Raw genomic sequence first — 26,885 nt, 5'->3', positions numbered from 1 at the left:
CAAAACACACCCCGCACCGGCGCTGCCGGGCGGGGTGTCGTCATTTTCAAACTAGCTATGCGCCTGTCTGCAAGCCTCGATACGACAGCATTTTGTAGTCGTCCGACGACATTCACCCTCAAAATGGCATGTCGATAGCGCATACCATATGCGGCAAGCGAATAACCCTTCCGCGCGCGTCAATTTTCGCGGCGCAGCATTTCAGCTACCATTAGCAACAGTTTTCACATACTTGACGAAGTTCAGGGACGACATGAGCACCACCACCCAGCAGCGGGTACGGGAGATTCCGTACAACTACACCTCGTATTCGGACCGGGAGATTTTCATCCGGTTACTGGGCGAGCCGATGTGGCATTTACTGGAAGAACTACGGGCAGAGCGGAAAACAGGCCGCTCTGCCCGTATGCTTTTCGAAGTGCTGGGCGACATCTGGGTGGTGGATCGCAACCCCTACCTGGTGGACGACCTGCTGGACAACCCGCAGCGCCTGTCCGCGCTGGTGGGCGCCATGCGCCACCGCCTGAACGAAGTGGAAAAGCGCCGCGACGGCAACGACAAGGTTGGCCGCATGATCGCCGCCGCCCAGCTGGCGGTGGACAGCTTCGAGCGCCAGTTCGGCGAAACCCGCGAGCTGCGCGCCGCCATCCTCAAGCGCCTGGCCAAAATCACCCGCCGCGACAACATCATGTTCGACGGCCTGGCGCGCGTGTCGCATGTCACCGACGCCACCGACTGGCGCGTGGAATACCCGTTCGTGGTGCTGAGCCCGGACAGCGAAGCCGAGATCGCGCCGCTGGTGAAGGCCTGTATCGAGCTGGAACTCACCATCATCCCGCGTGGCGGCGGCACCGGCTACACCGGTGGCGCGGTGCCGCTGGATCGCCGCAGCGCGGTAATCAACACCGAGAAACTCGACCGCCACATCGGCGTGGAATACATCGAGCTGCCGGGTCTGGCCGGCAAGCACGCCACCATCCAGTGCGGCGCCGGTGTGGTCACTGCGCGCGTGTCCGAAGCCGCCGGCGCCGCCGGCCTGGTGTTCGCGGTGGACCCGACCTCGGCCGAGGCCTCCTGTATCGGCGGCAACGTGGCGATGAACGCCGGCGGCAAGAAAGCCGTGCTGTGGGGTACCGCGCTGGATAACCTGGCCAGCTGGAAGATGGTGGATCCGGACGGCAACTGGCTGTTCGTCGAGCGCCTGCAGCACAACTACGGCAAGATCCACGACGTGGACGTGGCCAGCTTCCGCGTCAGCCGCCTGCAGGACGACGGCAAGACCGTGATCTCCAGCCAGCAGCTGGACATCACGGGCCGCACCTTCCGCAAGACCGGTCTGGGCAAGGACGTCACCGACAAGTTCCTGGCCGGCCTGCCCGGCGTGCAGAAGGAAGGCACCGACGGCATCATCACCAGCGCGCGCTTCGTGCTGCACCGCATGCCCAGCCACATCCGCACCGTGTGCCTGGAATTTTTCGGCACCGTGGCCGAGGCCACCCCGGCCATCGTCGAGATCACCGACTACTTCAAGCCGAACGGCGCCGGGCTGAAGGCCGGCGTGCAGCTGGCCGGCCTGGAGCACCTGGACTGGCGCTACGTGCGCGCCGTGGGCTACGCCACCAAGGCCAAGTCCAAGGGCCGCCCGAAGATGGTGCTGATCGCCGACATCGTCTCCGACAACGAGAACGCCGTGGCCGAGGCCGCCAGCCAGGTGGTGCGCTACGCCAACGCCCGCCACGGCGAGGGTTTCATCGCCGTCACCCCGGACGCGCGCAAGAAATTCTGGCTCGACCGTTCGCGCACCGCCGCCATCGCCCGCCACACCAACGCCTTCAAGATCAACGAGGACGTGGTGATTCCGCTGGATCGCCTCGGCGACTACAGCGACGGCATCGAGCGCATCAACATCGAGCTGTCGGTGGCCAGCAAGATCAAGCTCTTGGACCGCCTCACCGACTACTTCCACGGCCGCCTGCCGGTGGACAGCGAGGAAACCCTGTCCGCCGACGAGCTGATCGGCGACCGCCGCGAAACCGCGCTGGAGCTGATCGCCCAGGTGCGCGCGCGCTGGCAGTGGCTGCTGGACAACCTGGACCTGCCGCTGGGCAGCTATCTCGGACGTTGGCCGCAGGCGCCGATGGAAGACGCGGCGGCCAACCCCGAGGCCAGCGTGTTCCTCGCCATGCGCGACTTCAAGCTGCGCGTGAGCTGGAAGCAGGAGCTGCTGGCCGAGCTGGAAAGCCTGTTCGCCGGCAAGGCCGACGCGCCGGTGATGGATGCCATCCGCGCCATCCAGCAACGCGTGCTGCGCGGCCGCGCCTTCGTGGCGCTGCACATGCACGCCGGCGACGGCAACGTGCACACCAACCTGCCGGTGAACTCCGACGACTACGAGATGCTGCAGACCGCGCACCGCGCGGTGGAGCGCATCATGGCGCTGGCGCGCAGCCTGAACGGCGTGATCTCCGGCGAACACGGCATCGGCATCACCAAGCTGGAATTCCTGTCCGATGACGAGATCCAGCCGTTCCGCGACTACAAGGCGCGCGTCGACCCCAACGGCCACTTCAACAAGGGCAAGCTGCTGCCGGGCGCCGACCTGAGCATGGCCTACACCCCGTCGTTCGAACTGCTGGGCGCCGAATCGCTGATCCTGGAGCAATCCGACATCGGCCAGATTTCCGACTCGGTGAAAGACTGCCTGCGCTGTGGCAAGTGCAAGCCGGTGTGCTCCACCCACGTGCCGCGCGCCAACCTGCTGTACAGCCCGCGCAACAAGATCCTCGGCGTGGGCCTGCTCACCGAAGCCTTCCTGTACGAAGAGCAGACCCGCCGCGGCGTGAGCCTGAAGCACTTCGAGGAGCTGTCCGACGTGGCCGACCACTGCACGGTGTGCCACCGCTGCGTGAAACCGTGCCCGGTGAAGATCGACTTCGGCGATGTGTCGGTGGCAATGCGCAACTTCCTGCGCAAGACCGGCAACAAGAAGTTCAACCCCGGCACCGCGCTGGGCATGGCCTTCCTCACCGCCAAGGACCCGGCCACCATCAAGACCATCCGCGGCGGCCTGGTGGGCCTGGCCTACAAGGCGCAGCGCCTGGGCAACAGCATCGGCAAGAAGCTTGGCGTCACCGGCGCGCAGACCGCGCAGCCGCCGTCCACCCTCGGCAAGCCGCCGATCAAGGCGCAGGTGATCCACTTCATCAACAAGCCGATGCCAGGCGGGCTGCCGAAGAAAACCGCGCGCGCACTGCTGGACGTGGAAGACGCCAGCGTGATCCCGGTGATCCGCAACCCGCAACTGAGCGAGGAAGCCGAGGCGGTGTTCTACTTCCCCGGCTGCGGCTCGGAGCGCCTGTTCAGCCAGGTTGGCCTCGCCACCCAGGCCATGCTGTGGCATGTCGGCACCCAGACTGTGCTGCCGCCGGGCTACCTGTGCTGCGGCTACCCGCAGACCAGCGCCGGCTACCAGGACAAGGGCGACGCCATCACCACCGAGAACCGCGTGCTGTTCCACCGCATGGCCAACACGCTGAACTACCTCGACATCAAGACCGTGGTGGTGAGCTGTGGCACCTGTTACGACCAGCTGGCCAACTACCGCTTCGAGGACATCTTCCCCGGCTGCCGCATCATCGACATCCATGAATACCTGATGGAGAAGGGCCTGAAGCTGGAAGGCATCGGCGGTCAGAAGTACATGTACCACGACCCCTGCCACACCCCGATCAAGGCCTACCAGCCGATGAAAGTGGTGAACGAGCTCTTGGGCGGCGGCGTGATCCAGAACGACCGCTGCTGCGGCGAGTCCGGCACCTTTGCCGCCAGCCGCCCGGACATCGCCACCCAGGTGCGCTTCCGCAAGGAAGAGGAGATCAACAAGGATCTGGCCAAGCTTGGCGAAACCGACAAGCCGGTGAAGATCCTCACCTCCTGCCCGTCCTGCCTGCAGGGTTTGAGCCGCTACAGCGACGACACCAACACCGAGGCCGACTACATCGTGGTAGAAATGGCCAAGCACATCCTGGGCGACAACTGGATGAAGGACTACGTGGAGAAGGCGCGCAACGGCGGCATCGAACGCGTGCTGCTGTAAACCGTCACGCCATGTGAACAAGGTTGGCCGCAAGCCTGGCAACGGGCTTGCGGCCAAGCTTTTTCGTGCCCACGTTTTGTTGGCGCAACCGCAGGCTCGACACTACCCTCATAGCAGCCTACCCTGCTGCACCAACCTCTATCGGAGTCCCGCCATGCAAACCCCTTCCCTGGTCACCCGCCCCGCCTTCCGCGTCATCGGCATGCAATGGCAGCAGAGCGACGGCGGCACCATCGCCCAGCTGTGGACCCGCTTCGTGCCGCGCATCCCGGAAATCCAGGGCGTGCAGTCGGCCAACAGCTACGGCGTGTGCGATGCGCACCCGGACGGCAGCTGGCGCTACATCGCCGGGCTGGAAGTGGCTGCCGATGCAGCGGTGCCGGCCGGCATGGTGGCCATCGACATCCCGGCGCAGCACTACGCAGTGGTGGAACACCACGGCCCGGTGCAGGGTCTGCCGGACACCTTCAGCGCCGCCTATACCGAGTGGCTGCCGGAAGCCGGGCTGGTGGCGGTGCCCGGCATCGAGTTCGAGCTGGTGGACAGCCGCTTCCTGGGGCCGGAGCACCCGGACAGCGTGGTCGAGCTGTACATCCCGGTGAATATGGACGCCACCGACGACGACGCCTGAGCCACAGCCGTCTCCGACACGTTGGCCGCAGACTTGCGGCCAATTTTTTTTTGCTTGCGCCACCAACGCAACAAAGTTATCTTGGTACATATGTACCAAACGAAATGACGGGGTTCACCATGCCCGAACAAGCGCCTATCGCAGTGGAACGCATCCAGACCGGGGTGCGGCTGGAAAAACGGCTGGTCAAGGTGCTGAAGGCACTGGCCGAGCACAAGGACATGACGCTGGGTGACCTGCTGGAAGGCATCGTGCTGCACGCCTTCGACGGCAAGCAGCCGTTCTCGCCAGAAACCCTGGCCACCATCGCCCAGCTCAAGGCCATCTATGGCCTGGACCTGGATGCCGACGCCAGCCACCGCCTGCAGGATCGCAAGGGAGAGTGAGCCCGTTGTTTGCCGCGACATGCCATGCCGCACGCCATGGGGCGCTGCGGCTTTTCCAATTCTGAGGAAAGGGCAACCATGTTCCAGGCAATACACCAACACCTCGGCGGCGAATTCACCCTGCCGCTGGATATCGATACCGCCTACCCGCTGTTCACCCCGGCCGGCGAAACGCTGTGGGTGCCGGACTGGCAACCGCAATACTTCCACCCGGCCGACGGCCACACCGTGCAGGGCATGGTGTTCAGTACCGGCCACGGCGGCGAGACCACGCTGTGGACGCTGGCGGACTACCAGCCAGCCGCCTACAGCTACCGCTATGTGCGGGTCACGCCCGGTTCGCGCTTCGTGCAGGTGCAGGTGAGCTGCCAGCCTGTGGATGCCAACACCCGTGTCCAGGTCAGCTACACCCTCACCGGGCTCAGCGAGGCCGGCAACGCCGCCATCCGCGACTTTGCCGCCGGCTACCACGCCATGCTGGCCGAATGGCGCAGCCTGATCCTGGCCTGGCGCGATAGCGCAAGCCAGGCAAGCTAGCCCTGGGGCAAGGTTGGCCGCAAGCGTCCCGCCGCTGGCCGGAACAGCGCTGTCGCGGCCGGCGGATTTGCTGTTAGCATGCGGCTTCCCCGGTTGGCTACCGCCGGCCGGCCCCACCGGAGACTGCCATGAGCAACACCGCCCTGCTTGTCATCGATTTCCAGTACGGCCTGATCAACATGGAGCCGCGCGCCACGCGCGGCGCCGAAACCCTGGCCACGCTCAACCAGCTGATCGACCATGCCCGCGCCTGCGGCCACCGCGTGGTGTTCATCCAGCACCATGCCGAAGACCTGCCGCGCGGCAGCGAGGAATGGCAGCTGCACCCCGGCCTGCACCGCCAGCCGGGCGACCCGGTGATCGAGAAAACCGCCTGCGACAGCTTCCTCGACACCAGCCTGCGCCAGTACCTGGACAGCGAGGAGATCGAGAACCTGTGGGTGGGTGGCTACGCCAGCGATTTCTGCGTCGATACCACCGTGCGCCGCGCCGCCTCGCTGGGCTACGCGGTGACCGTGGTGGCCGATGCCCACACCTGCAAGAACCGCCCGCACGCCAGCGGCGAGACACTGGTAGCGCACCTGAACTGGCTGTGGGCCAGCATGGACGTGCCGGGCAACCCGATCCGCGTGCTGCCGCTGACGGCGCTGCAAGACGGTGACGATGAAGCCTGACTGGCGCGCCCTGCTGCCGGATCTGGCCGTCAACCTGCTGCTGCCGTGGCTGGTCTATGACCACACCGTGGCCGGCTGGGGCGAGCGCGGCGCGCTGTTGTGGTCGGCCGTGCCGCCCACGCTGTGGAGTTTGTGGGAGCTGCACCGCCACCGCCGGCTGGACGCGATGAGCGTGCTGGTACTGGCCGGCATCGTGCTGTCGCTGCTGGCCATGCTCGGCGATGGCGACAGCCGCTGGCTGCTGGTGCGTGAATCGCTGGTCACCGGCGCGGTGGGGATGCTGTTCCTGCTGAGCCTGCTGTGGCGCCAGCCGCTGCTCGCGCGACTGGCACTGGCGGCGGCGGCGCGGCAGTCGCCGCAGCAACGGGATAAATTGCAGGCCCGGCTGGCGCTACCGGCGCTGCAAAGCGTGCTGCGCGGCATGACCGTGCTGTGGGGTGGCGGCCTGCTGGCGGAGTGCGCCAGCCGCATCTGGCTGGCCTTTCACTGGCCGGTGGCGCGCGCGGTGGCCATCGGGCCGTGGATCAGCTACGGCATCATGGCACTGCTGGCGGCGGCCACTTGGCTGTGGCGGCGCCGGCTGCAGCAGCAGTCGCTGCAAACTGCCTGAAAATGATAAAGGTTGGCCGCATGCGGCCGGCTGCTGACAGCGTGCTCCGTTCGGACTCTGCCGGACCCGGCAAAGCCGGGCCGCTCCGGCCACGAGCCTGAATCGGCAGCCTTCCTGTTCACACCACCAAGCCCTTCCGCGCTGCGCAAGGGCTTCGCCGTCACACGCCAAGGTTGGCCGCCTGCGGCCAACCTTGGTCATGCGCCACCGCGCGATCTCAGCTCTCGTCCAGCACCGGCGCACCGGCGATCACCGAGGCATCGATGATGTGGCCGTCGGCCACGCGGTAGATCATGGTCATGGTCATGCTGCCGCGCCCTTCCGAGAAAGTGCGGGTCACGATCTCGTCGTCGATCACCAGCTCGCCCAGCACCACGCGCCGGCGCAGTTCGGCATGCAGATCCGGCTCGGCAAAGCGCAGGCTCATGCGCTCGCGCAGCGCCGCGCGGCCTTCGGCCACCAGCGTGGCCGGGTAGACGTACATGCGCGCATCGGCGGCATAGCAGGCCAGCAGCGCGTCGAGGTCTTTGCGGTTGTAGGCGTCCAGCTGGGCGGCCACCACTTGTTCCGGCGTTTTCATTCAGTTCTCCAGGTGAGCGGCGGCGCGGGCGCGGATGGTGGCGAAGTCTTCGTCCAGCAGCAGCTTGCCGTTCTCCCACACCACGCGCATTTGCAGGTCGGCCTCGCTGACCCGCTCCAGCGTGTTCAGCCCCCAGCTGCTGCGGCTGTTGCGCGCCGCCACCACGCGCCCGCCCAGCGAACGCTTGCCGGGGTCGGTCACCGGGTCCTTGAACACGTCGCGCCATTCGCCGCCGATGCGGATGGCCGAGCATTTCAGCGCCATCTTGTGGGTGTCGCGATCCAGCTTCTGCAGCAGCTCCGCGCCCATGCCGAAGGCGACGTTGTCGGCGCTGTAGCCCAGTTTGGCCAGTCGCGACAGGATGGCTTCGATGCTGGCCAGATTCACGCCGTCGCCCTGGATCACCCGCACGTGGTTGAGCACGCGGTAGCCCTTGCTGTTGAGCGTGGTGCCGAAGCTGGCGGCCAACCTGTCTATCACCTCGGCCACCACCTGCACCGGCTCGCCGGAATCGGGGCGGATCACCACGGTGGCGCCGCTGTCGATCACTTGCTGGCGCAGGCGCTCGCCCCACAGCTCGCTCACCGCGTGGAACACGTCGTAGCTGTCGCTGACCACCGCCAGGATGGCACCGGGCTTGGCGAACTGCGCCAGCATATTGGCGAAGGCATCGCCCTCGTGCGGGCGCCCCCAGGCGGTGATGGTGGAATGCTCGGCCGCCGGAATCGAAAAGCCGGCGCACGGCTCATGGTAGTAGCGACGTGCCGCCGCCACCGCGGCCAGAGTGTCGGTGCCCATGAAGTTGACCAGATGCGCCATGCCGCCGATCTCGGCGCTCTCGTAGCTGGACACCCCGCGCGCGCCGAAGTCGTGCAGCTTGAATGGCAGCCCGTCCAGGCTGTCGGCAGTCTGCGCCAGGTAGCGGCGGATGATCTCCTTGGCACGGAAGCTGCGCGTAGCCACGCTGATCGGGTACCAGCTGCGCAGCAGCGCGGTTTCCAGGAACGACACCACCCAGAACAGTTCCGGATCGGTGGATTCGATGGTGATCATCGGAATGCCGGTAGGCACCAGCTCGCCCTCGGCCACCGCGCGGATGCGCACCGGCCAGTAGCCGCCATGCAGCGTCAGCACGCGCTCGAAGCCGGCGCGGTTGAACGGCACGCCATGCAGTGCCGCCAGCGCCTCGGCCTCGTCGATGTGTGCCGCGGTCAGCGGCTGGCTCAGGTAGTCCTGCAGCAGCGCCTGCAGGCCGAAGAACAGCACGTGCGAAGCGGTGCCGCCGCGGGCGGCGACATAGGAATACATGCCGTCGGTGCCAGGCGGGTATTGCTTCCAGTGGCTGAGCTTGTAGGAGTCGGTATTGAGGATGGGATTGAAGGCCATGGCGGTTCACGCGCGCGTCACGATGCGCCCTAGCATACGCCAGCCCTGCCTGACTGTCATAAGCGCCTGGCCGTCGGTCAGCGTTGTGTGCTTCCGGCCGGCCCGGAAGCAGAGGCCGCCGGCGGCCTTCTGCTTTTGTCGACCGCCGCGCGGCGGGTTTATTTCACGGCCCATCCGGCGCGGGCCAACTCATGTGCTACCGGCGGTGCGGAAGGAGACGCTCCGAATAGCGGTGTAAACCGGCCGTTGATGAGTTCCCCTCAGTGGCCGCGGCGTCCGCACAAGCGAGCAGCGCCATACCACACCCACTTTGCAGCGCAAATCCGGTAGCTAATATGAACGGACGAAGGGGCCAATGGCCCCTTCGCTTCACTCAGACTCCGACAAACTTTATTCGGATTCGACAAATTTCATTTGACATAATCAATAGAAACAAAAAACACATTAAATTATTCTACTGTCACACTCTTGGCCAGGTTACGCGGTTTATCCACGTCGGTGCCGCGTGCCAGCGCTACGTGGTAAGCCAGCAGCTGTACCGGGATGGAGTGCACGATGGGGCTGAGGATGCCCACGTGGCGCGGGGTGCGGATCACGTGCACGCCGTCGGATTCGCTGAAGTGGCTGTCGGCGTCGGCGAACACGAACAGCTCGCCGCCGCGGGCGCGCACTTCCTGCATATTGGATTTCACCTTTTCCAGCAGCGTGTCGTTGGGGGCAATCACCACTACCGGCATGTTTTCGTCCACCAGCGCCAGCGGGCCGTGCTTGAGCTCGCCGGCCGGGTAGGCTTCGGCGTGAATGTAGGAGATTTCCTTCAGCTTCAGCGCGCCTTCCAGCGCGATCGGGTAGTGCAGGCCGCGGCCGAGGAACAGGGCGTCGTTCTTGGCGGCGAACAGCTGCGACCAGGCGGTAATCTGCGGCTCCAGGTTCAGCGCATGCTGCACGCTGCCCGGCAGGCGGCGCAGCTCTTCCAGGTACTGCGCTTCCTGCTCGGCAGTCACGCGACCGCGCACCTTGCCCAGGGTTACCGCCAGCACGAACAGGCTGACCAGCTGGGTGGTGAAGGCCTTGGTGGAGGCCACGCCGATTTCGGCGCCGGCACGGGTGTAGAACACCAGGTCAGAGGCGCGCGGGATCGCCGATTCGCGCACGTTGCAGATGGACAGCGCGTGCTGGTGGCCCAGGCTGCGCGCGTATTTCAGCGCTTCCATGGTGTCCAGCGTTTCTCCGGACTGGGAGATGGTTACCACCAGGTGCTGCGGGTCGGCGAAGGCTGCGCGGTAGCGGTATTCGCTGGCGATTTCCACATCGCACACCACGCCGGCGATGCTTTCGATCCAGTATTTAGCGGTAAGGGCAGCGTAGTAGCTGGTGCCGCAGGCCAGGATCTTCACCCCGGTCAGTGCCGGCAATACGTTGGCCGCAGCGGCGCCGAACAGCGCGGGTACGAAGCCGTCGTCCAGCACCACTTCGATGGTGTCGGACAGCGCCTTGGGCTGCTCGTGGATTTCCTTCTGCATGAAGTGGCTGTACGGGCCCAGCTCCAGCGAGGCCAGCGACACGTCGGACACGTGCACCTTGCGCTCCACCGGCTGGTCGTCCTTGTCGATCAGCGTCACGCCATCGCGGGTGAGGTGGCCGATGTCGCCCTCCTCCAGGAACAGTACACGGCGAGTGGCGGACAGGATGGCGGAAACATCGGAGGCGATGAAGTTCTCGCCCTCGCCCAGGCCGATCAGCAGCGGGCAGCCCATGCGGGCGCATACCAGCTCGTCCGGGCGGTCCAGCGCGATAACGCCGATGGCGTAGGCGCCGGTCAGCTCGCGGGTAGCCTTGTGCACGGCGCGGAACAGATCTTTTTCCTGCAGGTAATACTGATGCACCAGGTGAGCGATCACCTCGGTGTCGGTCTGCGATTCAAACACGTAGCCGGCGGCTTTCAGTTCGGCGCGCTTCTCTTCGTGATTCTCGATGATGCCGTTGTGCACCACGGCGATCAGGCCGTGGGACACATGCGGGTGGGCGTTGTATTCGGTCACACCGCCGTGAGTGGCCCAGCGGGTGTGGCCGATGCCAAGCTGGCCCTGCACGTTGTCGGCCTGCGCCGCGGCTTCCATCTCGGCCACGCGGCCAACCCGGCGTACGCGGGTGATCTGGCTGCCGGCGTGCACGGCGATGCCGGAGGAGTCATAGCCGCGGTACTCCAGGCGCTTGAGGCCCTCTACCAGCACGGAAACGATATTACGGTTGGCAATGGCGCCGACGATGCCGCACATGTTTTATCTCCTTGGATGTTCAGACTGCGACGGGGCACAGATCAGCGTGACCCCCTTGGCTTGTATGCTTTCCCTGGCTTCTGCCGACAAGGCATCGTCGGTCACCAGGGTCTGGATGCGCTCCCACGGCAGCTCCAGGTTGGGAATGCGGCGGCCGATCTTGTCGGACTCCACCATCACCACCACTTCGCGCGCCACCTCGGCCATCACCCGCGACAGCCCCACCAGTTCGTTGAAGGTGGTGGTGCCACGCGCTAGGTCGATGCCGTCGGCGCCGATGAACAGCTGGTCGAAATCGTAAGAGCGCAGCACCTGCTCGGCCACCTGCCCCTGGAACGATTCGGAATGCGGGTCCCAGGTGCCGCCGGTCATCAGCAGCGTGGGTTCGTTTTCCAGCTCGCGCAGCGCGCCGGCCACGTTCAGCGAGTTGGTCATCACGATCAGGCCGCGCTTGTGGCCCAGCAGCGGAATCATGGCGCTGGTGGTGGTGCCGCTATCGATGATGATGCGGTTGTGGTCGCGGATGCGCTCCGCCGCCGCGCGGGCGATGGCCAGCTTTCGTTCCGAAATTTTCACCGGGTCGCCGGCATTGACCATCTCGGCCGGCAGCGACACCGCACCGCCATAGCGACGCAACAGCAGACCGCCGGTTTCCAGCAGCGCCAGATCCTTGCGGACGGTCACTTCAGAGGTGGAAAAGCGCCGCGTCAGCTCTTCGACACTGACTTCGCCTCGTTCCTGCACCAGTGCAACGATGGCATGGCGGCGCTGCTGTGTATTTCGCTTGGTCATCGAAAATTTCGTTTCGAAAGATTTTGCGAAATATATCAGCGAATGTTACCCGGTACAATCCTGCCCGCATGCCATCCGCAGGACTGTTGCGGCCAACATGTTGGCCGCAGACATGAAAAAACCGCCTTGCCGGGTGGACAAGGCGGTTCGCGGTGAGCGCAGATGCCGGATCAGGCTTTCTTCTGCGGGCGCTGCCAGCCGGGTACCGTCAGCTGCTTGGCGCGCGCCACGGTCAGCTGCTCGGACGGCGCGGTCTTGGTGATTACCGAGCCGGCACCGATGGTGGCGCCGTCTTCCAGCGTTACCGGCGCTACCAGCATGCTGCCGGAGCCGACAAACACACCGTTGCCGATGCTGGTGCGGAATTTGTTTACGCCGTCGTAGTTACAGGTCACCGTGCCGGCACCGACGTTCACCTTGCTGCCGATGTCGGCATCACCGATGTAGGTAAGGTGATTGACCTTGGAGCCGCTGCCGATGGTGCTCTTCTTCACTTCCACGAAGTTGCCGATGTGCACGTGGTCGGCCAGTTTGGCACCAGGGCGCAGCCGCGCGTACGGGCCCAGTTGGCAGCCGGCACCCACTTCGGCGTCCTCCAGGTGCGAGTACGGCGCGATGCGGGTACCCGCCGCTACGGTAACGTTCTTCAGCACGCAGTAGGCACCGATCTGCACCCCGGCACCCAGTTTGACCTGGCCTTCGAACACGCAGCCCACGTCGATGCTGACATCTTCGCTGTGCTCAAGTTGGCCGCGGATGTCGATGCGAGCCGGGTCTGCCAGGGTAACGCCGGCAGTAAGCAGCGCGCGCGCCTGGTTCAGTTGCAGCTGGCGCTCCAGCTCGGCCAGTTGCAGCTTGTTGTTCACGCCGGCAGCTTCCCAGCTGGCAGCCACGTTGACACCCGGCACCGCGATACCGTCGCGCACTGCCAGCGCGATGACGTCGGTGAGGTAGTACTCGCCCTGTGCGTTGCCATTGCGCAGCTCGGACAGCCAGCCTTCCAGCCGCGCGTTCGGCAGCACCAGCATGCCGGTGTTGATTTCGCGGATCGTCTTCTGCACCGCGTTGCAATCCTTGTCTTCCACGATGGCCACGATGTCGCCGGCGTCATCGCGCACGATGCGACCGTAACCGCTGGCATCGGCCAGCACGTCGGTGAGCAGCGACATGCCGCCTTCGGCTGCGGCCAACAGGTGCTGCAGCGTGGCCACGGTGGTGAGCGGCACGTCGCCGTACAGCACCAGAGTGTGGCCATCCTTGGGCAGGTGCGGCAGCGCCATCTTCAGCGCGTGGCCGGTGCCCAGTTGTTCGGCCTGCAACGCCCACTCCACATCCGCATCCTGAATGGTGGTACGTACCTGTTCGCCACCGTGACCGTACACCACCACGATCTTGCCTGGCTGCAGCTGGCGGGCGGTGGTGATAACCCGCGCCAGCATGGGCTGGCCGCCGATCGGGTGCAGCACCTTGGGCAGGGCCGAGTACATGCGCTTGCCTTTGCCGGCAGCAAGAATGACTACGCTGAGGGATTCCATGAATGCGTCCGCAACCATCTGGGTAAATAGCCCGCCATTATGCGGGGCTTTGCAGAAATGAAAAAGGCTGCCACTTGCGTGGCAGCCTGCGACTATACACTTGGCGCTTTCGCGTTATCAGTGCACGCGCTTGCGGAGGTATTCCAGCGCCTTGAGTTGGGCGATGGCCGCTGCCAGGGCAGCATGGGCCTTCGCCGTATCCAGGTCGTCGGTAGCGTGTTTGAGGGATTCCTCGGCAACACGTTTGGCCTCGTTGGCGCGAGCTTCGTCGAGATCCTCACCGCGGATCGCCGTATCAGCCAGAACGGTGATGTGGGTAGGCTGCACTTCCAGCAGACCGCCGGAAACAGCCACCAACACTTCGTCCTTGCTACCCGGTACTGTCAGACGCAGCACACCAGGCTTTATACGGGTCAGAAGCGGCACGTGACGTGGGTAAACACCGATTTCGCCTTCCAGTGCCGGCGCAACCAGGAACTCGGCTTCGCCGGAGTAGATCTGCTGCTCGGAGCTGACCACTTCCACATGCATCTTGGCCATGAGCCGTCTCCTTGATTACAGGGTCTTGGCTTTTTCCGCAGCTTCGTCGATACCGCCAACCATATAGAACGCTTGTTCCGGCAGGTGGTCGAATTCGCCGCTGAGAATTGCCTTGAAGCCCTTGATCGTTTCCTTCAGCGGAACGTACTTGCCCGGGGAACCGGTAAATACTTCAGCTACGTGGAACGGCTGCGACAGGAAGCGCTGGATCTTACGCGCGCGGTATACGGTGAGCTTGTCTTCTTCAGACAGTTCATCCATACCCAGAATCGCGATGATGTCACGCAGTTCCTTGTACTTCTGCAGGGTGGACTGCACGCCACGGGCAACGGTGTAATGCTCGTCGCCCACAACCAGCGGGTCCAGCTGACGGGAAGTGGAGTCCAGCGGGTCAACGGCCGGGTAGATACCCAGCGACGCGATGTCACGGGACAGAACCACGGTCGCATCCAAGTGGGCGAAAGTGGTAGCCGGGGACGGGTCGGTCAAGTCATCGGCAGGTACGTATACGGCCTGGATGGAGGTAATGGAACCATCCTTGGTCGAGGTAATACGTTCCTGCAGGCGGCCCATTTCTTCCGCCAGCGTCGGCTGATAGCCCACAGCGGACGGCATACGACCCAGCAGCGCGGACACTTCGGTACCGGCCAGAGTGTAACGGTAGATGTTGTCCACGAAGAACAGCACGTCACGGCCTTTGCCGTTGGCGTCTTTCTCGTCGCGGAAGTGCTCGGCCATGGTCAGGCCGGTCAGTGCAACACGCAGACGGTTACCCGGCGGTTCGTTCATCTGACCGTACACCATTGCCACTTTATCAAGGACGTTGGAGTCCTTCATTTCGTGGTAGAAGTCGTTACCTTCACGGGTACGTTCACCAACACCGGCGAATACGGACAGACCGGAGTGTGCCTTCGCGATGTTGTTGATGAGTTCCATCATGTTAACGGTCTTGCCCACACCGGCACCACCGAACAGACCCACCTTACCGCCTTTGGCAAACGGGCACAGCAGGTCAATAACCTTGATGCCGGTTTCCAGAAGTTCGGTAGCGGAGGACAGTTCGTCGAACTTCGGCGCTGCCTGGTGAATGGCGCGAGTGTGTTCGGAAGCTACCGGGCCGGCTTCATCAACCGGGCTGCCCAGCACGTCCATGATACGACCCAGGGTGGCGGCGCCAACCGGTACCGAAATCGGTGCACCGGTGTTGGTGATTGCCATGCCACGCTTCAGGCCGTCCGAGCTGCCCATAGCAATGGTACGCACAACGCCATCGCCCAGCTGTTGCTGGACTTCAAGCGTCAGGTCTGCGTCAACCAGCTTCAGGGCATCATAAACCTTTGGCATGGCGTCGCGCGGAAACTCCACGTCGACCACCGGGCCAATGATTTGTACGATTTTGCCTTGGCTCATTATCGGTTCCTAACTCAATAAACTTTTACAGTCTGCGACGGTTATACCGCTGCGGCGCCAGACACGATTTCCGACAGCTCTTTGGTAATTGCTGCCTGACGTGACTTGTTATAAACCAGACGCAGTTGCTTGATCGCGTTACCGGCGTTATCCGTTGCTGCCTTCATGGCCACCATACGGGCAGCCTGTTCGGAAGCCATGTTTTCGGCCACAGCCTGATACACGACGGATTCCAGGTAACGCTTGACCAGAAACTCCATGACGTCGGTGGCACTCGGCTCGTACACGTAATCCCAAGCGTGGGCGTGTTCGACAACCATGTGCTCCTCGGACAGCGGCAGCAACTGTTCCAGCGCCGGCTCCTGCTTCATCGTGTTGATGAAACGGGAGTACACGAGATAAACCGCATCCAGTTCGCCTTCAGCGTACTGTTTCAACAGCACTGTAAGCGGGCCAATCAGTTTGTCCATCTTGGGCACATCGCCCAGATGCACTGCGCTTGCCACAACGTTCAATTTGGCGCGTTGGCTGGCGGCCAGGCCTTTTTGGCCCAGGGCGCACACCTGCACATCGACACCTTGTGTCTGCAGCTCGGTAACCTTGGCGTAAAAGCGCTTGATGATGTTGGCGTTGAGGCCACCACACAAACCCTTGTCCGAGGTTACAACGATAATGCCGGCACGCTTGATTTCGCTGCGACGGGCAAGCAGTGGGTGCTCCAGATCCGTATTGGCCGAAGCCAGGTGCGCCATGACAGCACGCACCTTCTCGGCGTAAGGACGGGCAGCGCGCATACGCTCTTGCGTTTTGCGCATCTTGGAGGTCGACACCATTTGCATAGCGCGGGTGATCTTCTGCGTGTTCTGCACGCTTCGGATCTTGGTGAGAATCTCTTTACCGACTGCCATATCCTGAACCTTTCTTTAACTCGAGGTATCCGAAAGACTCAGCTTAGAAGCTGTAGCCAGCCTTGAACGATTCGATCGCCTTGGCCAGTACTTTTTCATTGTCGGCAGACAGGTCACCAGACGCATCGGTCGCGGTCAGCACGTCGGCGTGGTTAGCGCGAACGTAGGCCAGGAACGCGGCTTCGAATGCCAGCGCGCTCTTCACCGGAACGTCTTCGTAGTAACCCTTGTTCACCGCCCACAGCGTCAGCGCCATTTCGGCGGTAGACAGGGTGGAGAACTGTTTCTGCTTCATCAGCTCGGTAACCACTTCACCGTGTTGCAGCTGCTTGCGGGTCGCTTCGTCCAGATCGGAAGCAAACTGCGAGAAGGCTGCCAGTTCACGGTACTGGGCCAGAGCCAGACGAATACCGCCGCCCAGCTTCTTGATCACCTTGGTCTGTGCTGCACCACCCACACGCGATACCGAAATACCGGCGTTGATGGCCGGACGGATACCAGCGTTGAACAGGTCGGTTTCCAGGAAGATCTGACCGTCGGTAATGGAAATCACGTTGGTCGGAACGAAGGCGGAAACGTCGCCAGCCTGGGTTTCGATGATCGGCAGAGCGGTCAGGGAACCGGTCTTGCCTTTCACCGCGCCAGCAGTCAGCTTCTCTACTTCATCCTCGTTGATGCGGGAAGCGCGTTCCAGCAGACGGGAGTGCAGGTAGAAAACATCGCCCGGGTAAGCTTCGCGGCCCGGCGGACGGCGCAGCAGCAGAGAGATCTGACGGTAGGCAACAGCCTGCTTGGACAGGTCATCGTATACGATCAGCGCGTCTTCACCGTTGTCACGGAAGAACTCGCCCATCGCGCAACCGGAGTACGGTGCGATGAACTGCAGGGCAGCGGCTTCGGAGGCGGTAGCGGCAACCACGATGGTGTGACCCATTGCGCCGTGCTCTTCCAGCTTGCGTACCACGTTGGCGATGGAAGACGCTTTCTGACCTACGGCAACGTAGATACAAATAACGCCAGTGCCTTTCTGGTTAACGATCGCGTCCAGTGCAACAGCGGTCTTACCAGTCTGACGGTCGCCAATGATCAGCTCACGTTGGCCGCGGCCAACCGGAACCATGGAGTCGATGGACTTCAGGCCGGTCTGCATCGGCTGCGAAACCGATTGACGGGCAATAACGCCCGGAGCAATTTTCTCGATCGGGGAAGACTTGGTCGCGTTGATCGGGCCTTTGCCATCGATCGGCTGACCCAGCGCGTTCACCACGCGGCCAACCAGTTCACGACCTACCGGCACTTCCAGAATGCGGCCGGTGCACTTCACTTCCTGACCTTCGGAAATGTGCTCGTACTCGCCCAGGATCACGGCACCTACGGAGTCACGCTCCAGGTTCATGGCCAGGCCGAAGGTGTTGCCCGCAAACTCGAGCATTTCACCCTGCATGACGTCTGCCAGACCATGGATACGAACGATGCCGTCGGTTACGGAGATCACGGTACCTTTGGTACGGGACTCGACGCCTTCGGACAGGTTCTGAATCTTGGCCTTGATCAGGTCACTGATTTCAGAGGGGTTCAACTGCATGATCTCTCCTAATTCTTGAGGCTTGCGGCCATTGCCTGCAGTTTGCCGCTGACAGACGCATCAATCACGTCGTCACCAATCAGGATACGTACGCCGCCGATCAATTCCGGCACTTCACGTACGACGATGCGTACGGATTTAGCGTATTTATGACTGAGAGATGCGGTCAGTTCGGCTTGCTGGGCGTCAGTCAGGGCAAAAGCGGTTTCGACGGTAGCGTCGACCACACCTTCGGCCTGAGCCTTCAGCACTTCAAACTGGGCGGCAATTTCCGGCAACAGCGTCAGACGGCGGTTTTCGATGAGGGTAACAACGAAATGACGTACTTCGTTGCTTGCCTTATCACCCAGCACGTCAAACAACAGCGCCTCAATCTCTTGCGCGGTATGTTTCGGGTTGGTGACGACTTGCGCCACGTCCGGGTTCGCCACCATGGCAGCCAGCCACGCGAGAGCTTCCGACCACTTGCTCTGGGTCTGCTGCTCGGTGGCGAGGCTGTATACCGCTTCGGCGTAGGGCCTTGCTACGGTAATGAGTTCTGCCATGAGTTAATTAAAACTCCGCTTTGATGGAGGCCAACAGATCCGCGTGCTTGGCAGCGTCGATCTCTTTGCGCAGGATCTTCTCTGCGCCGGCTACGGCCAGACCAGCCACCTGCTCACGCAGGGACTCCTTGGCACGCAACACTTCCTGATCGATCTGGGCCTTGGCGTCCGCCACGAGTTTCGCACCTTCGGTACGAGCCACGTCTTTGGCTTCTTCCACGATCTGGCTGGCACGCTTTTCAGCAGCGATAACGAGTTCGGTAGCCTGTTGTTTGGCTTGGCGAAGTTCGTCAGCGACGCGCTTTTCAGCCGCTTCCAGATCCTGTTTGCCGCGTTCTGCAGCGGCCAAGCCATCAGCGATTCGCTTGGCACGCTCTTCCATCATGTTGGTAAGCGGAGGCCAAACAAACTTCATGGTGAACCATACCAGGATGGCGAAAGTGATCGCCTGGCCCAGTAGTGTTACGTTGAATTCCACGCTTGTTTTCCTCCAGTGTGGTTACGACAACAACCGTTTCCGCTTAAAAATTAAGCGCCAGCTTTCAGTGCAGCAACAGCAGCGGTCAGGAACGGGTTGTTGAAGGTGTACAGCATTGCAACACCCACACCGATCATGGAAATGGCGTCCAGCAGACCAGCAATAATGAACAGCTTGGTTTGCAGAACCGGGATCAGTTCCGGCTGGCGAGCGGAGGACTCCAGGAACTTGCCACCCAGGATGGCGAAGCCCAGAGCGGTACCGATAGCGCCGAGGCCAATGATCAGGGCTGCAGCCAGAGCGGTCATGGACTGGATCTGAGAAACGAGAGCTTCCATTTAAATCTCCTAAAGACTAATGCAAGGATGGTTTGAGAAAAGGTACTAAAAAAACACAAAAAATCAGTGATGCTCAACTGCCAGGCTCAGGTACACGATGGTCAGCATCATGAACACGAACGCCTGCAGGGTGATAACCAGGATGTGGAAGATGGCCCACGGTGCACCCAGTACCCACTGCACGCCCCACGGCAGCAGTGCGATCAGGATGAAGATCAGTTCGCCGGAGTACATGTTACCGAACAGACGCAGCGCCAGCGAAATCGGCTTGGCCGCCAGTTCCACCAGCTGGAACGCGAAGTTTACCGGCGCCAGGATGATGATCATCGGCAGGCTTTCAGCATGGAACGGGGCAGTAAACAGCTCCTTGATCCAGCCGCCCAGCCCCTTGGCCGAGATGGAGAAACCGATGATGCACAGCATCACGGACAGCGACATGGCGAAAGTGGCGTTTACGTCGGCAGACGGAACCACGCGGAAGTAAACGTGATGCGGATCATGACCCAGGGCGGCGCCGATGTTGCCGGCAATCCACGGCAGCAGGTCGACCGGCAGCATGTCCATGGCGTTCATCAGGAACACCCACACGAAAATGGTCAGTGCCAGCGGGGCAACAACCTTACTCTTGGAGTGGAAGATTTCCTTCACCTGGGTATCGACCATCTCGACGATGGACTCTACAAACAGTTGCAGACGGCCCGGGTTTTCCAGTTTAGCGTTACGGGCAACCTTGGCAAAAATGCCCACGAACAGGAAGCCCAGCAGCAGGGAAATGGAGAAGGTGTCGACGTGCAGACTCCAGAAACCGCCCTCGTGCGAGGAGTTCCAGAACGTCAAGTGATGCTGAATATACTCAGTTGCGTTACTTGCCATTGCGTTGGTCTCGATTATTGCTCAAAAGCCCGAACCAGTAGCCGGATGTCGCGGCGATATAGCCTGCAAACAGTCCCGCTACGGATAAATCCTTGAAAAATGCGAACGTAGCCGCAAATAACAGGACAGTGACAACAAACTTCACCGCCTCTGCCTGGTAGTGCGCCCGCATCAGCACTGCCGGCGCCACCCGCTGTACCTTGCCGGCGATCCGCACATAAAGCAGGGCGGGCACGATAGCACATAGCCCGCCGATCAGCACAGACATCGGAACACTGGGTACTGCGCCGGCGATGAATACACTCAGCAGCATGGCCAGCAGGGTTAGTCTGACCTGCGCGCGCAATACGCGCTTGGCGTCCGGATTAATCATGTCTGAATCTGAAAAAATCGAGCGATTATAGGCTTGGGCTGACGAGAGCGTCAACTTTGCCCCTTGGCATCTGGACTAATATAACCAAGCTGTCAGCAGCTTGATTTTGCTTGAAGTTTTTCAAGTAGTCCGTCAAGTTCATCCAGACTTGCATAATCGATGATCAACTTGCCCCGCCCCTTGCCGGAATGGCGGAACGACACCGACATGCCCAGGCGGTCCGACAGCAGCTCCGCCAGGCGGTCGATGTCCGGATCACGCCGCACAGCGGCGTCAGGTTTGCGACCAACCTTGTCGCTCGCCGGCGCCTGCTGCACCCGCTGCTCCACCTCGCGCACCGTCAGGCCATCCGCCACGATTTCCTGCGCCAGCGCCACCTGCTCGATCACCGGCAACGGCAACAGCGCGCGCGCATGCCCCATTTCCAGCTGCCCGCGGTGCAGCATGTCCTGCAACGGCTGCGGCAGCGCCAGTAGACGCAGCAGATTGCTGACCGCGCTGCGCGAACGCCCCAGCGCCGCGGCCGCCGCCTCATGGGTCAGCGCGAACTCCGCGATCAACCGCTGAATACCGCGCGCTTCCTCGATGGGGTCCAGATCCTCGCGCTGGATGTTTTCGATCAATGCCATCGCCAGCGCGGTTTCATCCGCCACGCTGCGCACCACCGCCGGAATATCCTGCAAGCCGGCCAGCTGACTGGCGCGCCAGCGGCGCTCGCCGGCGATCAGTTCGTAATCGCCCAGCCCGACTTCGCGCACCACCACCGGCTGGATCACGCCCTGTGTGCGGATGGATGCGGCCAACTCCTGCAGCGCCTCGTCCGCCATGAAGCTGCGCGGCTGGTATTTGCCGGGGCGGATGCGATGAAGCGGCAGCGAAGTCAGGCGGTCGTCCGCCACCTCGACCGTGGAGAGGAGCGCGTCCAGGCCGCGCCCGAGTCCTTTCAGTTTGGCCATGGTTTATTGCTCGGTAGATACGGTTTGCGGCTCCAGACGGGCGATGAGTTCGCCAGCCAGGGCCAGATAGGCTTGCGAGCCGCGGGCGGTGCGGTCGTAGACGATGCCGGGCAGGCCGTGGCTGGGTGCTTCCGCCAGCCGGATGTTGCGCGGCACCACGGTGTCGAACACCTTGTCGCCAAAGTGGCGCGCCAGCTGCTCCGACACCTGCTGCGACAGGTTGCTGCGTGCATCGAACATGGTGCGCAGCAGGCCCATGATCTCGATGCGCGGGTTGACGGCGGCGCGCACCTTGCGCAGCGTGCCCACCAGGTCGGTGAGGCCTTCCAGCGCGTAGTATTCGCACACCATGGGAATGAGCACGCCCTGCGCCGCCACCAGCCCGTTGAGGGTGAGCAGGTTCAGCGACGGCGGGCTGTCGATCAGCACGTAGTCGTACTCGTCGGCCACCAACTCCAGCGCGTTCTTCAGCCGTGCCTCGCGCGCCAACTCCTGCACCAGCTGCACTTCGGCGGCGGACAGGTCGCGATTGGCCGGCAGCACGTCGTAGCCGCCTTCCTTGGCCGGGCGGCGCACTTCCGCAACGCTGTTTTCCGCCAGCAGCACGTGGTACACCGACAGCGGCAGCTCGCTCTTGTCGATGCCGCTGCCCATGGTGGCATTGCCCTGCGGGTCGAGGTCGACGATCAGCACCCGCCGCCCCTGCTCCGCCAGGCCGGTCGCCAGATTGACCACCGTGGTGGTTTTGCCTACCCCACCTTTCTGGTTGGCAACGGCGATGATACGGGCTGTCATTTTGCTACCACGCGCACCAGGTGGCGCTCCGCATCCAGGCCGGGCACCTGCAGCGGGCGCACTTCCGCCACGCCGAAGCCTTCCGGCAGCTGGGCGATTTCCTCGTACGGGTACACCCCCTTCATCGCCACGAACTGGCCGTCGGCGGCCAACAGGTGGCGCGACAGCTTGACGAAGTCGGCCAGCTCGGCAAAGGCACGGCTGGTGATGCGGTCGAATTTCTGTTCCGGCTGATACGCCTCGACGCGGCCGGTGATCACCTCCACGTTGGACAGTTTCAGCTCGATGGCCGCCTGGCGCAGGAAGGTGGTTTTCTTGTGATTGGCGTCCAGCAACACCACGTGCAGGTCCGGGCGGGCAATGGCGGCCGGGATACCCGGCATGCCGCCGCCGGAGCCGACGTCCAGCAGGCGGGTGCCACCGTCCAGCTGCGGCACCAGCGTCAGGCTGTCCAGCAGGTGGTAGCTGACCATACGCTCTTCCTCGCGGATGGCGGTCAGGTTATAGGTCTGGTTCCACTTGGCCAGCAGGCCCAGGTAGCCTTCCAGCAGGTTGACCTGCTGTTCGCTCAGGTCCAGGCCGATGGCGGCCAGGCCGGCGGAGATGTCTGCGCGGTGCGTCATGTCGTTGGCAATGAATGTCTGAATTCTGGGATCGCCCGATTGTAACGGGTATCAAAAACAAATGCGCCCCGAAGTCGGCACTTCGGAGCGCACTGCAGCATTTTTTTGCGTCTCAGCTGGCGCTGCGGGCGTCGGCAAAACCGCGCTTGAGGTGCACCAGCAGCAGCGCCACCGCCGCCGGGGTGATGCCCTGGATGCGCGAGGCCTGGCCCAGGGTTTCCGGGCGGTGCTGGTTGAGCTTTTGCGACACTTCCTTCGACAGCCCCTTCACCAGGCCGTAGTCGATGTCCGCCGGCAGCTTCACGTCGTCCAGCTGCTCGCGGCGCGCCACTTCCTCGTTCTGGCGATCGATGTAGCCCTGGTACTTGATCTGGATCTCCACCTGCTCGGCTACCACTTCGTCGGCCACGCCCTCCCCTGCCAGCGACAGCGTCATCAGCTCGCGGTAAGCCACGTTGGGGCGGCGCAGCAGGTCGGCCAGCGAATACTCGCGCGTCAGCTTCTGGCCGACGATGCGCTCGTCCTCGCCCGGCTGGATCTTGGCCGGATGCACCCAAATGCTACCCAGACGCTGCTTCTCCGCCTCCACCGCGTCACGCTTGCGGCAGAAGGCATCCCACTGCGCATCGCCCACCAGCCCCAGCTTGCGGCCAACCTCGGTCAGGCGCAGGTCGGCGTTGTCCTCGCGCAGCTGCAGGCGGAACTCGGCGCGGCTGGTGAACATGCGGTACGGCTCGGACACCCCCATGGTGGACAGGTCATCCACCAGCACGCCGAGATAGGCCTCGTCGCGGCGCGGGCACCAGCCGTCCTGCTCGCGGGCGTACAGGCCGGCATTGAGGCCGGCCAGCAGGCCCTGCGCCGCCGCTTCCTCGTAGCCGGTGGTGCCATTGATCTGGCCGGCGAAGAACAGGCCCTGGATAGCCTTGGTTTCCAGCGTGGATTTCAGTCCGCGCGGGTCGAAGTAGTCGTACTCGATGGCATAGCCCGGGCGCAGGATGTGCGCGTTTTCCAGGCCGCGGATCGAGCGCACCGCTGCCAGCTGGATGTCGAACGGCAGGCTGGTGGAGATACCGTTGGGGTAGAACTCGTGGGTGGTCAGGCCTTCCGGCTCTAGGAATACCTGGTGGCTGTCCTTGTCGGCAAAGCGGTTGATCTTGTCTTCGATCGACGGGCAGTAGCGCGGGCCGACGCCTTCGATTACGCCGGTGAACATCGGGCTGCGCTCGAAACCGCTGCGGATGATGTCGTGGGTCTGCTGGTTGGTGTGCGCGATCCAGCACGGCAGCTGCTTCGGGTGCATGGTGCGGTTGCCGCGGTAGGAGAACACCGGCTCCGGCGTATCGCCCGGCTGCACTTCCAGCACCGAGAAATCGATGCTGCGGCCATCGATGCGCGGCGGGGTGCCGGTCTTGAGGCGACCTACCGGCAGGTTCAGTTCGCGCAGGCGTGCGCCCAGCGTGGAGGCGGCTTCGTCACCGGCACGGCCGCCGGTGTAGTTTTCCAGGCCGACGTGGATCTTGCCGGACAGGAAGGTGCCGGCAGTCAGCACCACGGTCTTGCCGCGGAAGGTGAGACCGATGGCGGTGATGGCCCCGGCCACGCGCTCGCCTTCGATCAGCAGGTCGTCCACCGGCTGCTGGAACAGCGTCAGGTTGGGCTGGTTTTCCAGCATCTCGCGAATCGCCGCCTTGTACAGGATGCGGTCGGCCTGGGCGCGGGTGGCGCGCACCGCCGGGCCCTTGGAGGCGTTGAGGGTGCGGAACTGGATGCCGCCGATATCGGTGGCCAGTGCCATGGCGCCGCCCAGCGCGTCCACTTCCTTCACCAGATGACCCTTGCCGATGCCGCCGATGGACGGGTTGCACGACATCTGGCCCAGGGTTTCGATGTTGTGCGTCAGCAGCAGGGTGCTGCAGCCCATGCGCGCGGCTGCCAGCGCGGCTTCGGTGCCGGCGTGGCCGCCGCCCACCACAATCACGTCAAAGGTCGTCGGGTAGATCATAAGCTGTGTACAGGCAAAGGCAAAAAACGGAACCGGGCATTGTACGCCAAATTGTCGACATTGTAAGTCATTGATTTTCTTTGCCCTGTCCGCTACAGGGGCATTGTGCGGCGTCATCGAACCGTCACCGACACGACACGCCGCCGTCAACATCGCCCCCTAGCATGCTCTGGCACCTTCATTACAGGAAAGCCGCATGCAACAACTTCGCGAACAGCAGGCGCTGGCTCCGGCCGGCAAACTCAGCGTCCGCCTCGCCCGCAGCGACAAGGACATCCGCCGCGCGCAGAAACTGCGCTACCAGGTGTTTGCCGGCGAAATGGGCGCCCAGCTGGCCAGCGCCGCCGAAGGCATCGACCGCGACGACTACGACGCCTACTGCGATCACCTGATCGTGGAAGACAACGCCAGCGGCAAGGTGGTAGGCACCTACCGCATGCTGTCGTCGGCCAAGGCGCGCGCGCTGCCCAGCCTGTATTCCGAGCACGAGTTCGATCTGGCGCGCCTGGCCGGCATCCGCGACCATATCATCGAGGTGGGCCGCTCCTGCGTGCACAAGGACTACCGCCGCGGCGCGGTGATCGCCATGCTGTGGGCCGGGCTGGCCGACTACGTGCGCCAGCAGGGCGGGCAGTATCTGGCCGGCTGCGCCAGCGTGAGCCTGGCCGACGGCGGCCACCAGGCGGTTAGCCTGTACCGCCAGCTGGAAGGCAAACACCTGGCGCCGCCAGAATGGCGCGTCACGCCGCACCTGGCGCTGCCGCTGGACAAGGTGGTGGACGACGCCGCCCCGGCGCCGATGCCGCCGCTGATCAAGGGCTACCTGCGCGCCGGCGCCTGGGTGTGCGGCGAGCCGGCCTGGGATCCGGATTTCAACTGCGCCGACTTCTTCATGCTGCTGCCGATGAGCCGGCTGGATCTGCGCCACCAGAAGCACTTCGCCGCCTGAGCGCCAGCCCGCGATCTGCTGTCCGTCGGCGCAACCGCGTACTTCGCCTCAGCGATGCGCATTGCCGCCATGTCAGCGCCGCGCCCCTCAGCTTGCGCCTTGTCTCGCCATCGCTGGCAAGCGCGTGGCGAGCAGGCAGGCAAACGTTGGCCGCATGCCGCCAGGCTTGCGGCCAACCTTTTGACTGTTCCACGCCCGGCCTTGCCGCAGCGGCGCATCGGCTACAATCGCGCCATGCGCTTCGAACTCGACACCATCGGCGTGATCCACTCGCCGTACCAGGAAAAATTCGGCATCCCGCGCCAGCCGGCACTGGCGCCGTCGGCGCCGGTGACGCTGGAATTGCTGCCGCCCTACAACCAGCCCGACTGCGTGCGCGGGCTGGAGGCGTTCTCGCACATCTGGCTGACTTTCGTATTCCACGAGACCGCCGCGCGCGGCTGGCAGCCGCTGGTACGCCCGCCGCGGCTGGGCGGCAATACCAAGGTCGGCGTGTTCGCCAGCCGCGCCACCCACCGCCCCAACGCACTGGGGCTGTCGCTGGTGGCACTCAAGGGTATCGACACCACTGATGGCGTCACGCTGCAGCTGGCCGGCGCCGACCTGCTGGACGGCACGCCGGTGCTGGACATCAAGCCCTACATCCCGTTCGTGGAAGCCAAGCCGGAGGCGCGCGGCGGCTTTGTCGACGGCCCGCCGCCGCAGCTGGCGGTGCAGTGGCATGAGCGCGCGCGCGCCGATCTGGCCGCCTGGGCCGACACCCCGCCCTGGCTGCCGGCGCTGATCGACGAAGTGCTTGCGCAGGACCCGCGCCCGGCCTACCAGGACGACCCGGCGCGGGTGTACGGCATCCGCCTGGCGCACTGCGATGTGCGTTTCAGCATTGCGGCCAACGTTGTCACCGTGCTTGAAATTGTCACCCCCGCCCCGAACTAAGCCTGGCTCGACGTTGTCAGAGCGGCGGATTGCCTTCGCAATCCGCACACATTGGAGACACATAG

26 protein-coding genes are annotated in these 26,885 nt (G+C 63.4%); 8 read left to right on the top strand and 18 right to left on the bottom strand.

Annotation, left to right across the window (positions count from 1 at the left end; all coding sequences use genetic code 11):
- Positions 1-253 precede the first annotated feature (253 nt).
- From ACFOLG_RS05635 to ACFOLG_RS05610, 6 genes are all read left to right on the top strand, one after another.
- Positions 254-4,096 carry a DUF3683 domain-containing protein gene (locus ACFOLG_RS05635; RefSeq protein WP_386089417.1) on the top strand — a complete coding sequence of 1,281 codons (3,843 nt, stop codon included), beginning with the start codon at positions 254-256 and terminating at the stop codon, positions 4,094-4,096.
- A gap of 154 nt (positions 4,097-4,250) precedes the next feature.
- Positions 4,251-4,727: a GyrI-like domain-containing protein gene (locus ACFOLG_RS05630; protein ID WP_386089415.1), complete on the top strand. Its 477-nt coding sequence runs from the start codon at positions 4,251-4,253 to the stop codon at positions 4,725-4,727.
- Between the two features lie 119 nt (positions 4,728-4,846).
- Positions 4,847-5,113 carry a hypothetical protein gene (locus ACFOLG_RS05625; RefSeq protein WP_088968417.1) on the top strand — a complete coding sequence of 89 codons (267 nt, stop codon included), beginning with the start codon at positions 4,847-4,849 and terminating at the stop codon, positions 5,111-5,113.
- A 78-nt stretch (positions 5,114-5,191) separates the two neighbouring features.
- Entirely contained in the window at positions 5,192-5,650 is a 459-nt protein-coding gene (locus tag ACFOLG_RS05620; protein ID WP_386089412.1) for an SRPBCC family protein, read from the top strand.
- A gap of 128 nt (positions 5,651-5,778) precedes the next feature.
- Positions 5,779-6,324 (top strand): cysteine hydrolase family protein, encoded by a 546-nt coding sequence (locus ACFOLG_RS05615; RefSeq protein ID WP_386089410.1) that lies wholly within the window; start codon positions 5,779-5,781, stop codon positions 6,322-6,324.
- Positions 6,314-6,934 (top strand): VC0807 family protein, encoded by a 621-nt coding sequence (locus ACFOLG_RS05610; RefSeq protein WP_386089408.1) that lies wholly within the window; start codon positions 6,314-6,316, stop codon positions 6,932-6,934. The genes ACFOLG_RS05615 and ACFOLG_RS05610 overlap by 11 nt, the downstream gene beginning before the upstream one ends.
- A 217-nt stretch (positions 6,935-7,151) precedes the next feature.
- Here the strand turns inward: ACFOLG_RS05610 and ACFOLG_RS05605 are convergent, their stop codons facing one another.
- The 18 genes from ACFOLG_RS05605 to mnmG form a co-directional block, all read right to left on the bottom strand.
- A complete protein-coding gene (locus ACFOLG_RS05605; RefSeq protein WP_386089406.1) occupies positions 7,152-7,514 on the bottom strand; it encodes a nuclear transport factor 2 family protein in 363 nt (120 codons plus the stop codon).
- Positions 7,515-8,900 (bottom strand): nicotinate phosphoribosyltransferase, encoded by a 1,386-nt coding sequence (locus ACFOLG_RS05600; RefSeq protein WP_386089404.1) that lies wholly within the window; start codon positions 8,898-8,900, stop codon positions 7,515-7,517.
- Positions 8,901-9,349: 449 nt separating this feature from the next.
- Positions 9,350-11,179, bottom strand: a complete 1,830-nt coding sequence (gene glmS, locus ACFOLG_RS05595; RefSeq protein ID WP_386089402.1) for a glutamine--fructose-6-phosphate transaminase (isomerizing) — start codon at positions 11,177-11,179, stop codon at positions 9,350-9,352.
- Positions 11,180-11,182: 3 nt separating this feature from the next.
- Positions 11,183-11,971 (bottom strand): DeoR/GlpR family DNA-binding transcription regulator, encoded by a 789-nt coding sequence (locus tag ACFOLG_RS05590; protein ID WP_386089400.1) that lies wholly within the window; start codon positions 11,969-11,971, stop codon positions 11,183-11,185.
- Positions 11,972-12,141: 170 nt separating this feature from the next.
- Positions 12,142-13,506, bottom strand: a complete 1,365-nt coding sequence (gene glmU / locus ACFOLG_RS05585; RefSeq protein WP_386089398.1) for a bifunctional UDP-N-acetylglucosamine diphosphorylase/glucosamine-1-phosphate N-acetyltransferase GlmU — start codon at positions 13,504-13,506, stop codon at positions 12,142-12,144.
- A 117-nt stretch (positions 13,507-13,623) separates the two neighbouring features.
- Positions 13,624-14,046, bottom strand: a complete 423-nt coding sequence (locus ACFOLG_RS05580) for a F0F1 ATP synthase subunit epsilon (RefSeq protein WP_386089396.1) — start codon at positions 14,044-14,046, stop codon at positions 13,624-13,626.
- Positions 14,047-14,061: 15 nt separating this feature from the next.
- Positions 14,062-15,456, bottom strand: a complete 1,395-nt coding sequence (gene atpD, locus ACFOLG_RS05575; RefSeq protein ID WP_386089394.1) for a F0F1 ATP synthase subunit beta — start codon at positions 15,454-15,456, stop codon at positions 14,062-14,064.
- 41 nt (positions 15,457-15,497) lie between these two features.
- On the bottom strand, positions 15,498-16,364 hold the full coding sequence (gene atpG, locus ACFOLG_RS05570; RefSeq protein ID WP_386089391.1) for a F0F1 ATP synthase subunit gamma: 867 nt from the start codon (positions 16,362-16,364) through the stop codon (positions 15,498-15,500).
- 43 nt (positions 16,365-16,407) lie between these two features.
- The gene (gene atpA / locus ACFOLG_RS05565) at positions 16,408-17,949 is read right to left on the bottom strand and encodes a F0F1 ATP synthase subunit alpha (RefSeq protein WP_386089389.1); all 1,542 of its coding nucleotides are present in this window, start codon (positions 17,947-17,949) and stop codon (positions 16,408-16,410) included.
- Between the two features lie 8 nt (positions 17,950-17,957).
- The gene (locus ACFOLG_RS05560) at positions 17,958-18,494 is read right to left on the bottom strand and encodes a F0F1 ATP synthase subunit delta (protein WP_386089387.1); all 537 of its coding nucleotides are present in this window, start codon (positions 18,492-18,494) and stop codon (positions 17,958-17,960) included.
- A gap of 7 nt (positions 18,495-18,501) precedes the next feature.
- Positions 18,502-18,972 (bottom strand): F0F1 ATP synthase subunit B, encoded by a 471-nt coding sequence (locus ACFOLG_RS05555; RefSeq protein WP_386089384.1) that lies wholly within the window; start codon positions 18,970-18,972, stop codon positions 18,502-18,504.
- A gap of 50 nt (positions 18,973-19,022) precedes the next feature.
- Positions 19,023-19,310 (bottom strand): F0F1 ATP synthase subunit C, encoded by a 288-nt coding sequence (gene atpE, locus ACFOLG_RS05550; RefSeq protein ID WP_174876065.1) that lies wholly within the window; start codon positions 19,308-19,310, stop codon positions 19,023-19,025.
- A 63-nt stretch (positions 19,311-19,373) separates the two neighbouring features.
- A complete protein-coding gene (gene atpB / locus ACFOLG_RS05545) occupies positions 19,374-20,183 on the bottom strand; it encodes a F0F1 ATP synthase subunit A (RefSeq protein WP_386089380.1) in 810 nt (269 codons plus the stop codon).
- Positions 20,173-20,556, bottom strand: a complete 384-nt coding sequence (locus ACFOLG_RS05540) for an ATP synthase subunit I (RefSeq protein WP_386089378.1) — start codon at positions 20,554-20,556, stop codon at positions 20,173-20,175. Before ACFOLG_RS05540 ends, atpB begins: the two co-directional genes overlap by 11 nt.
- A 92-nt stretch (positions 20,557-20,648) precedes the next feature.
- Positions 20,649-21,512 (bottom strand): ParB/RepB/Spo0J family partition protein, encoded by an 864-nt coding sequence (locus ACFOLG_RS05535; RefSeq protein ID WP_386089375.1) that lies wholly within the window; start codon positions 21,510-21,512, stop codon positions 20,649-20,651.
- Between the two features lie 3 nt (positions 21,513-21,515).
- A complete protein-coding gene (locus ACFOLG_RS05530; RefSeq protein ID WP_386089373.1) occupies positions 21,516-22,307 on the bottom strand; it encodes a ParA family protein in 792 nt (263 codons plus the stop codon).
- Positions 22,304-22,930, bottom strand: coding sequence for a 16S rRNA (guanine(527)-N(7))-methyltransferase RsmG (gene rsmG, locus ACFOLG_RS05525; protein WP_386089370.1), 627 nt, complete (start codon positions 22,928-22,930; stop codon positions 22,304-22,306). Before rsmG ends, ACFOLG_RS05530 begins: the two co-directional genes overlap by 4 nt.
- Positions 22,931-23,042: 112 nt before the next feature.
- Positions 23,043-24,935 carry a tRNA uridine-5-carboxymethylaminomethyl(34) synthesis enzyme MnmG gene (mnmG, locus tag ACFOLG_RS05520; RefSeq protein WP_386089368.1) on the bottom strand — a complete coding sequence of 631 codons (1,893 nt, stop codon included), beginning with the start codon at positions 24,933-24,935 and terminating at the stop codon, positions 23,043-23,045.
- A gap of 196 nt (positions 24,936-25,131) precedes the next feature.
- On the opposite strand from mnmG, the gene ACFOLG_RS05515 reads away from it, so the two are divergent.
- Both ACFOLG_RS05515 and tsaA read left to right on the top strand, forming a co-directional pair.
- Positions 25,132-25,884, top strand: coding sequence for a GNAT family N-acetyltransferase (locus tag ACFOLG_RS05515; RefSeq protein WP_386089366.1), 753 nt, complete (start codon positions 25,132-25,134; stop codon positions 25,882-25,884).
- A 234-nt stretch (positions 25,885-26,118) separates the two neighbouring features.
- Positions 26,119-26,820 carry a tRNA (N6-threonylcarbamoyladenosine(37)-N6)-methyltransferase TrmO gene (gene tsaA / locus ACFOLG_RS05510; protein WP_386089364.1) on the top strand — a complete coding sequence of 234 codons (702 nt, stop codon included), beginning with the start codon at positions 26,119-26,121 and terminating at the stop codon, positions 26,818-26,820.
- Positions 26,821-26,885 lie beyond the last annotated feature (65 nt).

Source organism: Vogesella facilis, assembly GCF_042648525.1.
Taxonomy (GTDB): domain Bacteria; phylum Pseudomonadota; class Gammaproteobacteria; order Burkholderiales; family Chromobacteriaceae; genus Vogesella; species Vogesella facilis.
This window is presented reverse-complemented; position numbering and strand designations above follow the sequence as displayed.